A 15,330-nucleotide genomic window follows, 5' to 3' on the forward strand; every position below is an offset into this window, starting at 1 on the left:
TAGCAACGTATTAAGTATACGCTCCGCTCCTAGCCTTGCAGACTCCTTGCTCTTTTTGAAATTGACCTTCGTATACCTACTCTTCATTTGCTCGAGTTATATTGTCTTGCATAGTATTAGCTTTGTTGCATGGATCAAAAAACCTATTCGATGTCATCCCCGCGAAAGCGGGGATCCAGAAAAATAACTTCAAATATTGGTATAGAAGTTATTTATTTAAAAAATAAGCCTGTAAAAACAAGTTTTTTATAGGTTTTACTGAATTCTTGCTTTCGTGGGAATGACATTAAACAATCCATGCAACAACGCTGCGACTAAGAGGAGTATGGCAATGACGAAAAATATGAGCCATGCAATAAGAACTTTAATAAAGAAGTATATGAGTAATTTTTAAGGAAAAGTATTTATGAGCGTAGTAAATTTTTACGGACAATTAAGTAATACTCAACAATTTGATCAGATAAGGATTAATATAGCAAGTCCCGATCAAGTACGTTCGTGGTCTTTCGGTGAAGTAACAAAGCCTGAAACAATTAACTATCGAACTTTTAAACCTGAGAAAGACGGTTTATTTTGTGCAAGAATTTTTGGTCCGGTAAAAGATTACGAATGTCTCTGCGGTAAATATAAGCGGATGAAAAACCGTGGTATTACATGTGAGAAATGCGGCGTTGAAGTTACGGTTTCTAGAGTAAGACGTGAAAGAATGGGACATATAGAGCTTGCGGCTCCCGTTGCTCATATTTGGTTTTTAAAGTCATTGCCTTCAAGAATTAGTACGCTTCTTGATATGACAATGCGAGATGTAGAGAAGATTCTTTATTTTGAAAATTATATAGTAGTTGATCCAGGGTTATCGATTTTACAAAAAGGCGAACTCTTAACAGAGGAAGAATTACAGAAAGCAAAAGATAAGTACGGTGAAGATGCATTTACTGCCTCTATAGGTGCAGAAGTAATACAACAAATGCTTAAAGAGCTTGATTTTTCAAAGTTAAAGCAAGAATTATACGAGGAATTACAAACCACTTTCTCAGAAATCAAAAAGAAAAAATTAGTAAAGCGTTTAAAATTAGTAGAGGATTTTTTAGAGTCGGAAAACAAGCCGGAATGGATGATTATGGATGTTTTGCCGGTTATTCCTCCTGAAATTAGACCGCTTGTTATGCTTGACGGCGGAAGATTTGCTACTTCAGACTTAAATGAACTTTATAGAAGAGTAATTAATAGAAATAATCGTTTAAAGAAATTAATAAAGTCAAAAGCTCCTGATATAATAGTCAGAAACGAAAAAAGAATGTTACAAGAAGCGGTGGATGCGTTATTTGATAACGGTCGTCGCGGTAGAGCAGCGAAAAATGCTAATAAGCGTCCATTTAAGTCATTAAGTGATATGCTTAAAGGTAAGCAGGGGCGTTTCCGTCAGAACTTGCTCGGTAAGAGGGTTGACTATTCAGGACGTTCGGTTATCGTGGTAGGACCTGAGCTTAAACTTCACCAGTGCGGTTTACCTAAAAAAATGGCTCTGGAGTTATTTAAGCCGTTTATTTATTCTAAGCTTGAGTTGTACGGCATCGCTACAACTATTAAAGCTGCTAAAAGAATGGTGGAAGCTGAAAAACCTGAAGTTTGGGACGTGCTTGAAGAGGTAATTAGAGAGCATCCGGTTTTACTTAATAGGGCTCCGACGTTACATAGGCTTGGTATTCAAGCATTTGAACCGCTATTAATTGAAGGTAAAGCGATCCAGCTTCATCCGCTTGTTTGTGCTGCGTTCAATGCAGATTTTGACGGTGATCAGATGGCGGTACATATCCCATTATCGATTGAAGCACAGCTTGAAGCTAGGGTATTTATGATGTCTACAAATAATATCTTAAGCCCTGCAAACGGTCGTCCTATTATTGTACCGGATAAAGATATAGTGCTTGGTTTATATTATCTAACCCTTGCATTTGATAATGAAGTAGGCGAAGGGATGATGTTCTCAGATTTAGCTGAGATGGAACATGCTTTATATAATAAATTTATAACTATTCATACAAAGATAAAATATCGCAGAAATCAGTTAAATGCCGAAGGTAAAATGGTCCATGTTATCATTGATACTACTTACGGTAGGTTAATGGTCGGTGAGTTATTGCCTTCTAATCCTAATATAGAATTCAAGTTTATTAATAAACAACTAACTAAAAAAGACATATCATTAGTTATAGATTTAGTTTATCGTCACTGTGGTCAAAAAGCTACGGTAATTTTTGCCGATCAGCTAATGAAACTAGGTTTTAAATATGCTTGTTCTTCAGGTATTTCTTTTGGAATGGACGATATGGTAGTACCGGAATCTAAGAGTACTCATATCAATGAAACTCAGCTTGAAATAAAAGAATTTGAACAACAATATTCAAACGGTTTAATTACTTACGGAGAGAAATATAACAAAGTAGTTGATGCGTGGTCAAGATGTACCGATAGAGTAGCAAACGACATGATGAAAGATATTGCTACGCCGCCGATTAATGATGATCCAAATCATCAGAAAATAAATGCTATATATATGATGGCTATTTCCGGAGCAAGAGGTTCTTTCCAGCAAATTAAGCAGCTAGGCGGTATGCGAGGTTTAATGACCAAATCAAACGGTCAAATTATACAAACTCCTATTATCTCTAACTTTAAGGAAGGATTAACTGAATTTGAGTGTTTTAATTCTGCTAACGGAATGCGTAAAGGGCAAATAGATACGGCTTTAAAAACGGCAAGCTCAGGTTACTTAACAAGAAAATTAGTAGATGTTGCACAAGATTGTATTATTACTGAAAAAGATTGTGGAACTGATAAAGGAATTGAAGTTAAGAGTGTTATTGAAGGCGGGGAAGTTATAGTACCTTTAGCTGAAAAGATTTTAGGTCGTACTGCTGCTATCGATATATTTCATCCGGTAACTAATGATCTAATTCTCAATAAAGGCGAGCTTATTAATGAAGTAAAGTTAGAGCAGATTGAGTCGGCTGGACTCGACAGAATTATGATAAAATCCGTATTAACCTGTGAAAGTACTACCGGTATATGTAGCATATGTTACGGTAGGGACCTTGCTACCGGTACATTAGTATCGGAGGGTGAAGCAATCGGGGTTATTGCTGCTCAGTCTATCGGTGAACCGGGTACGCAGCTTACAATGAGAACTTTCCATATCGGAGGAGCGGCAACAAAAGGTGCTGAGGTTTCTTCCGTAGAAGCTTCCTATGACGCAAAAGTGAAAATTATAAGCCGTAACGTTGTTATTAATTCCGAAGAACGCAAAATTGTTATGAGCCGAAATTGTGAATTATTATTGCTTGATAATAACGGTAATGAAAAGGCTCGTCATAAAATTTCATACGGTGCTAGATTACTTGTTGATGACGGTGATATGGTTATTAAAACGCAAAAACTAGCGGAGTGGGATCCTTATACTATACCGATTATCACAGAGAAGTCAGGTAAAGTTTTATTCAAAGATATGGTTGAGGGTATTTCTATTCGTGACGTAACTGACGAAGCTACCGGAATACCGAGTAAAGTTATTATTGAATCAAAGCAATATTCACGCGGTGCAGAATTACGTCCGCGTATACAGCTTTTAGATGCTAAAGGTGAAGTTATAACCTTATCAAACGGTTTAGAAGCTAGATATTACTTGCCGGTTGGAGCAGTTTTAAGCGTAGAAGACGGAGTACAAATATCGGTAGGTGATATCATTGCACGTATACCGAAAGAATCAACCACTACTAAAGATATTACCGGTGGTTTACCGAGAGTTGCCGAGCTTGTAGAAGCAAGACGTCCTAAAGATCACGCAGTTATTGCCGAGGTTGACGGTAGAGTAGAATTCGGTAAAGACTATAAATCTAAGAGACGTATTATTATACATCCGATTGATGAAACAATGTCTATTGAGTATATGGTACCAAAAGGCAAGCATGTTGTAGTTAACGAAGGTGACTTTGTTAAAAAAGGCGATTTATTGATTGACGGTAATCCAGTACTTCAAGATATTTTAAAAGTAATGGGCGTAGAGGTTCTTGCAAATTATATTGTTAAGGAGGTTCAAGCCGTTTATCGTCTACAAGGTGTAAAGATTGATGATAAGCACATAGAAGTTATTATCCGTCAGATGTTACAAAAAGTAGAGGTTACGGATTCAGGCGGAACTACGTTATTAGCAGGTGAAAAAATAGATAGACATGAATTCGATGAGATAAATGAAAAAGCTATTAAAAACGGTTTAAAACCTGCTGAAGCACAATTAATATTACAAGGTATTACTAAAGCTTCTCTGCAAACTAGATCGTTTATCTCTGCGGCATCATTCCAAGAGACTACTAGAGTTTTAACTGAAGCAGCTATTGCCGGTAAAGTAGATAAGTTACGAGGATTAAAAGAAAACGTGATAGTTGGACGATTAGTACCTGCCGGAACCGGTTACTTTATGGATAAAATGCGTAAAGCAGCTGTAAAGCTTGACGAAGAGAATGCATAAATAACTTATCTAACCCCGATTATGGATAAGGAATAGAGAGGAAGGAAGGTTGCAAGAGTTATTAAACCTTATATAAATAGGGCACTGAAGGAGTAAAATAAAGGTTTAATAACATGTGTAAATATACTACAATATTTTGTATAGTAGATAAATTTTGTAAAATTTATGAGAAATGGGTAAAACATCAATTGCTGAAAAGTAATAAGCAAAGATTTAGAGAAGGTAAGCTTTCCTTAAGTGAAGAACTCTCAATAATGATTTTTACCATTTTAGTGCATATAAACATTTAAAAGCTTATTACCAAAACTTTATTATTAATGGTAATTTGTTCAGGAATCCACCTTGTTATGAGAGATTTGTTCAGCTTATTCCTTCATTATTTCTGCCATTGATTGTGATGTTACATTACTTAAGTGGGAAAAGAACGGGAATTTATTATGCAGATTCCACACATTTTGCAGTATGTAAAAATATCAGAATTAATTCTAACAGAACTTTTAATAATCTTGCAAAAATGGGACGTAGTTCTGTCGATTGGTTTTTTGGATTCAAGCTTCATATGATAATCAATGATAAGGGAGAAATTATTGCTGTTAAAATTACCAAAGGTAATGTTGATGACAGAATTGCATTTGAAGCAATGGTTATCAAAAAAGGTCTAAAAGGTAAGTGTTATGATGATAAGGAGTTTATTTCAGAAAAAATGTTTACAAAACTTTATAAGCAAGGTTTAATTGTAAAAGTAAAGAATTGATCTGACAGTTAAGGATTGTTGGGTACGAAGAAAAAAGATAAGATAGTACCTGGCAAGTTTTAACAACCTACTAAAAAGGAGACTGTCAGATGACAACATATCAAGAAAAAATCATAAAGCCAAGAATCGGTTTATTAAAACTCGCTGAACAATTAGGGAATGTATCACAAGCTTGCAAAGTAATGGGTTATAGCAGGGATACATTTTATCGTTACAAAGAGCTCCATGATCAAGGTGGGGAGGGGGGAAGCTCTATATGAGATGACTAGACGTAAAGCTTGCATTAAGAATCGTGTGCCCGCAAATATAGAGGATGCTGTAGTTAATATAGCTGTTGAATTTCCAGCATTTGGTCAGGAACGTGCTGCTAATGAATTACGCAAGAGTGGGATAATCATTTCTGGTGGCGGAGTTAGATCTGTGTGGTTACGTCATGATTTAGAAAGTTTCAAAAAACGTCTAAAAGCTCTAGAGACTAAAGTAGCAAATGATGGTATTGTTTTAAGTGATAATCAACTTGCTGTTCTTGAAAAAGTTAAAAACCAACGTGAAGCTAGTGGTGAAATAGAAACTATGCACCCTGGCTACCTTGGTTCACAAGATACTTACTATGTTGGTAATATTAAAGGCATAGGCCGTATTTATCAGCAAACTTTTGTCGATACCTATTGAGGAGTAGCTATTTGTAAACTCTATACCGAAAAGACGGCTATTACAGCTGCAGACCACTTAAATGATAAGGTTATTCCATTCTTTGCAAACCATGATATCCCTCTGCTTAGAATATTAACTGATAGAGGTACGGAATATTGTGGAAAACCAGAAAACCATGCTTACCAACTATATCTTGGCATTGAGAATATCGATCATTCCAAAACTAAAGCATATAGTCCTCAAACCAACGGTATCTGTGAGCGTTTCCATAAAACTATGCAGGAAGAGTGCTATCACATTCTATTCCGCAAAAAATTTTATAATTCACTTGATGAATTGCAAACAGATATAGATAACTGGCTTGTGAGTTACAATAATGCAAGACCTCATTCCGGTAAACATTGCTTTGGTAAAACACCAATGCAATCTTTTACAGATTCACTTTATATTGCTAAAGATAAAAATATTGGTAATATTGGTAATATAGATAAAAATATTGGTAATATAGAGAGAATATCAGACAATTTGATGATTGCCCATCAAGCTGCCTGATTACTCAACTCTGTCAGATTAAGTCGTAACTTGTACATTTTAATATTACTCCTTTCATACATCGATCACCTATTAATTTCTTTACTTCTCTATTCTCTGCTCTTATTGCTTACCAACTTAAACCTAATAAACCATGTATTTCTTATCTATAATCGGGGTTAGATAGAACTTGATCTTTGTAAGGTATTGTTGTGTGGATACCGATGTCATTCCTGCGAAAGCAGGAATCCAAAAAATAACCTTACTATGCATTATTGACAAAAAAAGCCTATAAAAACCAAGTTTTTTATAGGCTTTTTCTTACTTCCCGCTTGCAGGAATGACGCTTTAATAACAAGCGATCGGTGCTGTTAAATGCTCGTAGTTTTGACCTAAATAAGATACTGGTTGTTCAGAGATATACGTATCATTGTTATCATAATTATAATTACCGTATAATTGTAATCTTGCTAAAGAATCTTCATATTGGAAGTTTTTAAGTATTTCTTGATTTTTAGATATCTGAATTTCTGCTAAACAATGTTCAACATAAGTTTTTAGTGCTTCTTGATGAAGTCCATCATATAAAGCTTTTAACATGAGTAAGTTTACTAATGGGTTAATACCATTATTTGCATTAGTAGTAATCGTAGCTTCTTCGTGTTTTTGATCAATAGATAATTTACAAATTAAAGGCTCTTCATTACTTACTTCTACTTTCTCTATTTCAAGATTTTCTGATTCAGCATTGATTTTTTCTTCAAAATTTATCTCTGGGAAAAGTGCTTTCACATCCGTTATTTCAAGTTTCCCTCCTTTTTTACCTACTTCATAAGCTTTAGAAACAATTTGTTTATAAATAACGTCAATTAATTCTCGTTTTGTTTGTATTTCATCAGAATAGTTAATTCCTCCTTCATTCCAAAACTTTACTATTTTAGAAAAAGCAGGAATATATTTACCGATCTTTGCTAAAAATTTTTGTGTAAATGTAGGTTCAGTAAGAGGGGTTAATGTAGGATTTTTTTCATATTTTTTTAATACATACTCGACAATTTTAGGTATATTTTGATCTGTTTCTATTTCGTCAGGTAAGCCGTGTAATATTTTTTTGGCTATTGCTTGATCCATCTTCTTACACAAAATATTAAACTCGATCCATGTCCATACTGGATTAGCCATAAAACAAAGCTTTGTTACATAAAATGCTAGCGATATAGGTAGAGATAATAACTTTAAATAGTTAAGGCAAGTATATCGTATTGGATGAGGCGTAAGACTATAAATCTCACCCATATCTTGGTTTAACTCACATGCTGTTTTAATCATTGTATACTTCTGCTTAATTAAATGAGAAGTGATGTCATGTACTGGCATATTATTACTTAAATTTAACTAATTCGTCAACAAAATATAAAAAACGTTAACATTTGTCAAATGCTATTTAATGAGATTTTGTTTTAAATCAATTATAATACTTGCAAAGTTTTATCAAGATAAATAGAATTATCCAAAGTCAAAAGTAATATAAGGAATAAGTATGCTTAACATAAACTTTGTGAATGAAGAATCATCTACTAATCAAGGTCTAGTAGTTTTTATTGATGAGCGGTTAAAGCTTGATAGTAATTTAATAGGACTTGATCAACAACATCACGGATTAATTTCTAAAACTATTCAGAATAAACTGCAATTTACCGGTAAATATGGACAGATCAAGGTTATTCCGTCTGTCATTAAATCAGGCGAGGTTAGATATTTGATAATAACAAGTCTTGGGAATGAAGAAAAATTAACTGAAGCAAAAATTGAAGAGTTAGGCGGCAAAATTTTACAGCATGCAACCGGTTGTAAAATTTCTACTATCGGCTTAAAACTTACAAATAGAATTAGCAGGTTTACATCTCAAACATTTGCATCTTTAGTTGCTAGTGGTGCGTTTCTTGCTTCTTACAGATTTAATAAATATAGAACTACCTTAAAAGAAGCAGAGAAGTTCGTAGTAGAGTCAATTGAAATTTTTACCGATAATAGCACTGAAGCGGCAAAATTATTTGAAGTCAAAAAATTAATTGCTGAGGCAGTATTTTTTACAAGGGATATAAGTAATGAACCGTCAAATATTAAAACTCCGCAAGTCTATGCCGAAAGAATAGTTGATATACTTGAACCGCTAGGAGTAGATGTTGATGTTATCGGTGAACGTGAGATGAAAAATCTTGGTATGGGAGCATTGCTTGGTGTGGGGCAAGGTTCACAAAACGAGTCAAAGTTAGTAGTTATGGAATATAAAGGTGGCAGTAAAGATGCTCCGACTATTGCTTTGGTTGGTAAAGGAGTGATTTTTGATACAGGCGGTATTTCATTAAAACCGTCAAGTAATATGCATTTAATGAGATACGATATGGGAGGTTCTGCAGCAGTTGTGGGTGCCATGATTGCGGTTGCCGGTCAAAAATTACCTGTAAATATAGTCGGTGTTGTAGGGCTTGTCGAAAATATGCCGTCCGGTAATGCACAGCGTCCAGGGGATGTAGTAACTACTATGTCAGGGCAAACTGCCGAAGTTTTAAATACCGATGCAGAAGGGCGTTTAGTACTTGCTGATGCTGTTTGGTATGCACAAGAAAAATTTAAGCCTAAATGCGTGATTGACATTGCAACTTTAACAGGAGCAATAACCGTAGCACTTGGTAATACATATGCCGGTTGTTTTTCCAATAATGATGAGTTAGCTGATAAGTTAATAAAAGTAGGGGAAGAAGTTAATGAAAAACTTTGGAGAATGCCGCTTCATGATGAGTACGATGCAATGATTAACTCCGACATAGCCGATATGGCAAATATCGGGAACGTACCGGGAGTTGCCGGAAGCTGCACGGCTGCACATTTTATTAAACGTTTCATTAAAGATGGAGTAGATTGGGCTCATTTAGATATAGCAGGCGTTGCAAATAGTAATGAAGCTTCAGCACTTGGTCCGAAAGGGGCAGTTGGGTATGGTGTTAGATTACTTGAAAAATTTATCAAAAAATATACTCGATGAACTTCAAAAATTGGCTAAGTCGTTTTACAAGTACTGCAGTACGTATTAAGTATACGCTCCTTCCTCGTCTTGTGAACCGATTACTCTTTTTGAAGTTGATCTTCGTATATTACATATTACTCGTAGTATACCTACTATTTGTTTATTCTGAATATAATTATGAACACAATAAATAAACCTTATATATTTGTTATAGGTAATGAAAAAGGCGGAGCAGGTAAAACTACCTGTTCTATGCATCTAATAATCGCTCTGCTTTATCAAAATTATTCGGTAGTAAGTATAGATACCGATTCACGTCAAAGTTCGTTAACGAATTATTTAAAAAATCGAGATTTATATAATAAACAAAATCCTGATAAAACTGTATTAGTACCGAAACATTTTCATATATCGGAAAGCGAAGTAGAAGAGCAAGCAAAGAGTTTTGAGCAGGTACTCAAAAATAATCAGGATGCCGATTATATAGTGATTGATACCCCAGGCAGTCATACTCCTTTATCAAGAGTTGCTCATTCTTACGCCGATACAATTATTACACCGATTAATGATAGCTTTCTAGATTTAGACGTAATAGCAAAAGTCGATAGCAAGGATGAAATTATTAGCCCATCAATATATAGTCAAATGATTTGGGAGCAGAAAATGGAGCGTGCTAGTCGTGATAGAATTAGTATAGATTGGGTAATACTTCGTAATCGTTTAAGTAATCTTGATGCATTAAATAAAAGACGCGTAGGAAATGTATTAGCTAAACTTACTAAAAGAATTAACTTTAAACTCGTAGAAGGATTTAGCGAACGTGTAATATATAGGGAATTATTTTTGCAAGGTCTAACATTACTTGATCTAAAAACTGCAAAATATGATAGAGCATTTAATAGCTCACACGTACTTGCACGTCAAGAATTACGAAATTTTTTAGACTTTCTAGGTATTAAGGTTGCGTTCAAAGGTTAATTTCTATTAAAGTTTTTCTTGTATAAAGTTAAAAAATATATATAATGTTTTAACTTTATAAGAGAAACAAATGCCAAATATTGCTGAAAATATTTCAAAACTACCGGAAGAACAAGAAAAAGTTAATAAGTTTGTTGATCAATATAAAAATTTAACCTCGGAAGAACAAAAAATTGTTGATAGAAAACTTAAGTCACATTTTACAAAAGAAGAGCTAGAACAAGATGAGCTTAAATCAAGAATGAATAACATACGTAGTAATTTGTCCAATAAAGACCAAGAAAAACTACAAGCATGTAATAATTCTATAGGTGAAATAGCAAAAGATGTATTATCGTTAGTTAAAGGAATAATAAATCTAGTAGAAAATATTGCAGAGATAATTAAAAATCCTAAGAAAGCAATATATGAATGGATTAAAGGTGAGTTAAATCAAGTAAAACCTCAACAACAAAATTATCAGCAACTCCCATCAAAGCCAAAAGCTGCTGCAATATCAAGATAAAACTTTGGCAAGATAAATTTTTAGTTTTTATTTGCGAAAATTTGCGATTTTATTTATATAATATAGGGAAAATCGTATAATAAAAAAATAAAAATGCATAAATACAGAACTCATAATTGTAACGAATTACAAATATCCGATGTAGAAAAAGAAGTTAAGTTATCCGGTTGGGTACATAGAAGAAGAGATCATGGGAATCTAGTTTTTATAGATTTACGTGATCATTACGGTATAACTCAAATCGTGTTTACCGATCAAAACCCTCAGCTTATGGAGGATGCAAGTCGTTTGCGTTATGAGTCGGTAATTACGGTAAGGGGTACAGTTGTAGCAAGATCAGAGGACACGATTAATAATACGCTTCCGACAGGTCATGTTGAAGTGCTAGCTGTGGAATTTATTATTGAATCAGCTGCGGACACTCTACCTTTTGTTATTAATAACGAAAAAGACGCTCCCGAAGAGTTGAGGCTTAAACATCGCTTTTTAGATCTTAGACGTGAGAAATTACATAATAATATAATACTCCGCTCACAAATTATTTCTCATATTCGTCATTTGATGACGGCAAGAGGATTTACCGAATTTCAGACACCGATTTTAACTGCTAGCTCTCCTGAAGGTGCTAGGGATTTCTTAGTGCCGAGTAGAATGCATCCGGGTAAGTTCTATGCATTACCGCAAGCACCTCAGCAATTCAAGCAGTTATTAATGGTTTCAGGCTTTGATCGTTATTTCCAAATTGCTCCTTGTTTTCGGGATGAAGATGCAAGAGCCGATAGATCACCCGGCGAGTTTTATCAGCTAGATGTAGAAATGTCGTTTGTTACACAGGAAGACATATTTAGTACTATTGAGCCTGTGATGTATGATTTATTTACTAAATTTACAGATAAGAAAGTATCAGAGACTCCTTTCGTTCGTATTCCATATAATGAATCTATGCTAAAATACGGCTCTGATAAGCCTGATTTGCGTAATCCTATTATAATTGCCGATGTAACTGAGATATTTAGAGATTCCGATTTTACAATCTTTAGAGAGAATATTAAAAAAGGTAGCATAGTTCGTGCAATTCCTGCCCCTAAAGCTGCTTCATTACCTCGTAGTTTCTTCGATAAAATGATAGAGTTTGCGATATCAGAAGGAGCAGGTGGACTCGGCTATATTCAGTTTAGTGAAACCGGTGAAGCAAAAGGACCGGTAGCAAAATTCTTAAGCCCGCAGCAATTAGAGAGTCTAAAAGCTACAGCTAGCATTAGTAACGGTGATGCTGTATTTTTCGCTAGCGATAAGAAAGAGAAAGCTGCTAAACTTGTCGGTAAGGTTAGAATAAGACTTGGTGAAGAGCTTGATTTACTTGAAAAAGATTGTTTTAAATTCTGCTGGATTACCGATTTTCCATTCTATGAGCTAAATAAAGAAACAGGAAAAATTGATTTTAGCCATAATCCGTTTTCTATGCCGCAGGGCGGAATAGATGCTTTAGAGCAAGCTAAGACCACTGAAGAGTTATTAGAACTTACCGCATACCAATATGATATTGTTTGTAACGGTATTGAACTTTCCAGCGGTGCTATTAGAAATCATAAGCCGGAAATTATGTATAAAGCATTTTCTATAGCAGGTTATAGTGAAGAGGAAGTTGATAAGAGATTTGGAGGGATGATTAGAGCGTTTAAGTTTGGAGCTCCACCACATGGTGGAATAGCCCCCGGTATTGACCGAATCGTTATGCTGCTTGCGGAAGCAACAAATATAAGGGAAATAATTGCGTTTCCTTTAAACCAACAGGCTGAAGATTTACTAATGAACGCCCCAAGCTATGTAGAGGATAAAGCTCTAAAAGAGCTAAGCATTATGCTCTCACCGTCAGCTAGAAAAAATGCGGAAGGTGGTAAGGATTTATAGTTGTTGTATGTTATTATTTGTAAAAGTAAAGAATTGATCTGACAGTTAAGGATTGTTGGGTACGAAGAAAAAAGATAAGATAGTACCTGGCAAGTTTTAACAACCTACTAAAAAGGAGACTGTCAGATGACAACATATCAAGAAAAAATCATAAAGCCAAGAATCGGTTTATTAAAACTCGCTGAACAATTAGGGAATGTATCACAAGCTTGCAAAGTAATGGGTTATAGCAGGGATACATTTTATCGTTACAAAGAGCTCCATGATCAAGGTGGGGAGGGGGGAAGCTCTATATGAGATGACTAGACGTAAAGCTTGCATTAAGAATCGTGTGCCCGCAAATATAGAGGATGCTGTAGTTAATATAGCTGTTGAATTTCCAGCATTTGGTCAGGAACGTGCTGCTAATGAATTACGCAAGAGTGGGATAATCATTTCTGGTGGCGGAGTTAGATCTGTGTGGTTACGTCATGATTTAGAAAGTTTCAAAAAACGTCTAAAAGCTCTAGAGACTAAAGTAGCAAATGATGGTATTGTTTTAAGTGATAATCAACTTGCTGTTCTTGAAAAAGTTAAAAACCAACGTGAAGCTAGTGGTGAAATAGAAACTATGCACCCTGGCTACCTTGGTTCACAAGATACTTACTATGTTGGTAATATTAAAGGCATAGGCCGTATTTATCAGCAAACTTTTGTCGATACCTATTGAGGAGTAGCTATTTGTAAACTCTATACCGAAAAGACGGCTATTACAGCTGCAGACCACTTAAATGATAAGGTTATTCCATTCTTTGCAAACCATGATATCCCTCTGCTTAGAATATTAACTGATAGAGGTACGGAATATTGTGGAAAACCAGAAAACCATGCTTACCAACTATATCTTGGCATTGAGAATATCGATCATTCCAAAACTAAAGCATATAGTCCTCAAACCAACGGTATCTGTGAGCGTTTCCATAAAACTATGCAGGAAGAGTGCTATCACATTCTATTCCGCAAAAAATTTTATAATTCACTTGATGAATTGCAAACAGATATAGATAACTGGCTTGTGAGTTACAATAATGCAAGACCTCATTCCGGTAAACATTGCTTTGGTAAAACACCAATGCAATCTTTTACAGATTCACTTTATATTGCTAAAGATAAAAATATTGGTAATATTGGTAATATAGATAAAAATATTGGTAATATAGAGAGAATATCAGACAATTTGATGATTGCCCATCAAGCTGCCTGATTACTCAACTCTGTCAGATTAAGTCGTAACTTGTACAATTAAAATTCTCTTTTATGTAGCCAAAAATGGTTTCGATAATGAATCTCTTCCTTAAAAGGATTTTATCCAAAAGAGGTAATAAATAGTTTTTCATATCCTTTCTTATTCCGGTAATTTTTATTAAACCTTGCTTATAAAGTTTTGTAAACATTTTTTCTGAAATAAACCCCTTATCATCATAACACTTACCTTTTAGACCTTTTTGATAACCATTGCTTCAAATGCAATTCTGTCATCAACATTACCTTTGGTAATTTTAACAGCAATAATTTCTCCCTTATCATTGATTATCATATGAAGCTTGAATCCAAAAAACCAATCGACAGAACTACGTCCCATTTTTGCAAGATTATTAAAAGTTCTGTTAGAATTAATTCTGATATTTTTACATACTGCAAAATGTGTGGAATCTGCATAATAAATTCCCGTTCTTTTCCCACTTAAGTAATGTAACATCACAATCAATGGCAGAAATAATGAAGGAATAAGCTGAACAAATCTCTCATAACAAGGTGGATTCCTGAACAAATTACCATTAATAATAAAGTTTTGGTAATAAGCTTTTAAATGTTTATATGCACTAAAATGGTAAAAATCATTATTGAGAGTTCTTCACTTAAGGAAAGCTTACCTTCTCTAAATCTTTGCTTATTACTTTTCAGCAATTGATGTTTTACCCATTTCTCATAAATTTTACAAAATTTATCTACTATACAAAATATTGTAGTATATTTACACATGTTATTAAACCTTTATTTTACTCCTTCAGTGCCCTATTTATATAAGGTTTAATAACTCTTGCAACCTTCCTTCCTCTCTATTCCTTATCCATAATCGGGGTTAGATAATAATTATTGTAAGTTGAGATATTATTTAAAGGATTAAATTATGACTGATTTAGTTAAACAATTTGAGGGTTTACGTCTAACTTCCTATTACTGCCCTGCAGGCTATAAAACAATCGGTTATGGTATGGAGTTGGGCAAAAAATTTAGGGAATATTCCTAAATATTTTGGTCAAACGCTAAAGCGTGTTTGTAATAATATAAGAAGCAGAAAATTATTGGGAGTGTTATGAACCGGAGGCATTCTCTAATTTTTCTACCTTTCATGAGTTTATAAATACAATAACACATTGTAATGATGCATTATTAGGTTGTAG

Annotated in this window: 10 protein-coding genes and 2 pseudogenes; 9 read left to right on the plus strand and 3 right to left on the minus strand. The window is 34.4% G+C overall.

Going from position 1 to position 15,330, the window contains the following annotated elements; all coding sequences use genetic code 11:
• Window positions 1-406: 406 nt before the first annotated feature.
• From rpoC to RMONA_RS02585, 3 genes and pseudogenes are all read left to right on the plus strand, one after another.
• Complete coding sequence (gene rpoC / locus RMONA_RS02575; RefSeq protein ID WP_023507513.1) at window positions 407-4,525, plus strand: DNA-directed RNA polymerase subunit beta'; 4,119 nt, start codon at window positions 407-409, stop codon at window positions 4,523-4,525.
• A gap of 397 nt (window positions 4,526-4,922) precedes the next feature.
• Entirely contained in the window at window positions 4,923-5,279 is a 357-nt protein-coding gene (locus RMONA_RS02580) for a transposase (RefSeq protein ID WP_052701310.1), read from the plus strand.
• 89 nt (window positions 5,280-5,368) lie between these two features.
• Window positions 5,369-6,485 (plus strand): annotated as a pseudogene (locus RMONA_RS02585) (IS481 family transposase).
• A 327-nt stretch (window positions 6,486-6,812) separates the two neighbouring features.
• Here RMONA_RS02585 and RMONA_RS02590 read toward each other — a convergent pair.
• Complete coding sequence (locus tag RMONA_RS02590; protein WP_023507514.1) at window positions 6,813-7,841, minus strand: hypothetical protein; 1,029 nt, start codon at window positions 7,839-7,841, stop codon at window positions 6,813-6,815.
• Window positions 7,842-8,004: 163 nt separating this feature from the next.
• Between RMONA_RS02590 and RMONA_RS02595 the strand changes: the two genes are divergently transcribed.
• The 5 genes and pseudogenes from RMONA_RS02595 (at window position 8,005) to RMONA_RS02615 (ending at window position 14,129) form a co-directional block, all read left to right on the plus strand.
• Window positions 8,005-9,510, plus strand: a complete 1,506-nt coding sequence (locus tag RMONA_RS02595) for a leucyl aminopeptidase (protein WP_023507515.1) — start codon at window positions 8,005-8,007, stop codon at window positions 9,508-9,510.
• 159 nt (window positions 9,511-9,669) lie between these two features.
• The gene (locus RMONA_RS02600) at window positions 9,670-10,470 is read left to right on the plus strand and encodes a division plane positioning ATPase MipZ (RefSeq protein ID WP_023507516.1); all 801 of its coding nucleotides are present in this window, start codon (window positions 9,670-9,672) and stop codon (window positions 10,468-10,470) included.
• A gap of 70 nt (window positions 10,471-10,540) precedes the next feature.
• Window positions 10,541-10,975: a hypothetical protein gene (locus RMONA_RS02605; protein ID WP_023507517.1), complete on the plus strand. Its 435-nt coding sequence runs from the start codon at window positions 10,541-10,543 to the stop codon at window positions 10,973-10,975.
• Between the two features lie 93 nt (window positions 10,976-11,068).
• Window positions 11,069-12,886: an aspartate--tRNA ligase gene (aspS, locus tag RMONA_RS02610; protein ID WP_023507518.1), complete on the plus strand. Its 1,818-nt coding sequence runs from the start codon at window positions 11,069-11,071 to the stop codon at window positions 12,884-12,886.
• 126 nt (window positions 12,887-13,012) lie between these two features.
• Window positions 13,013-14,129: pseudogene (locus tag RMONA_RS02615) on the plus strand (IS481 family transposase).
• Between the two features lie 13 nt (window positions 14,130-14,142).
• Here the strand turns inward: RMONA_RS02615 and RMONA_RS08015 are convergent.
• Both RMONA_RS08015 and RMONA_RS02620 read right to left on the minus strand, forming a co-directional pair.
• Window positions 14,143-14,319: a transposase gene (locus RMONA_RS08015; RefSeq protein WP_242402797.1), complete on the minus strand. Its 177-nt coding sequence runs from the start codon at window positions 14,317-14,319 to the stop codon at window positions 14,143-14,145.
• A gap of 41 nt (window positions 14,320-14,360) precedes the next feature.
• Window positions 14,361-14,624: a transposase gene (locus RMONA_RS02620; protein WP_023507103.1), complete on the minus strand. Its 264-nt coding sequence runs from the start codon at window positions 14,622-14,624 to the stop codon at window positions 14,361-14,363.
• A 432-nt stretch (window positions 14,625-15,056) separates the two neighbouring features.
• Between RMONA_RS02620 and RMONA_RS11385 the strand changes: the two genes are divergently transcribed.
• Window positions 15,057-15,176: a glycoside hydrolase family protein gene (locus RMONA_RS11385; protein WP_023507519.1), complete on the plus strand. Its 120-nt coding sequence runs from the start codon at window positions 15,057-15,059 to the stop codon at window positions 15,174-15,176.
• Window positions 15,177-15,330: the final 154 nt, after the last annotated feature.

Origin of the sequence: Rickettsia monacensis (assembly GCF_000499665.2) — a bacterium.
Lineage (GTDB): Bacteria > Pseudomonadota > Alphaproteobacteria > Rickettsiales > Rickettsiaceae > Rickettsia > Rickettsia tamurae.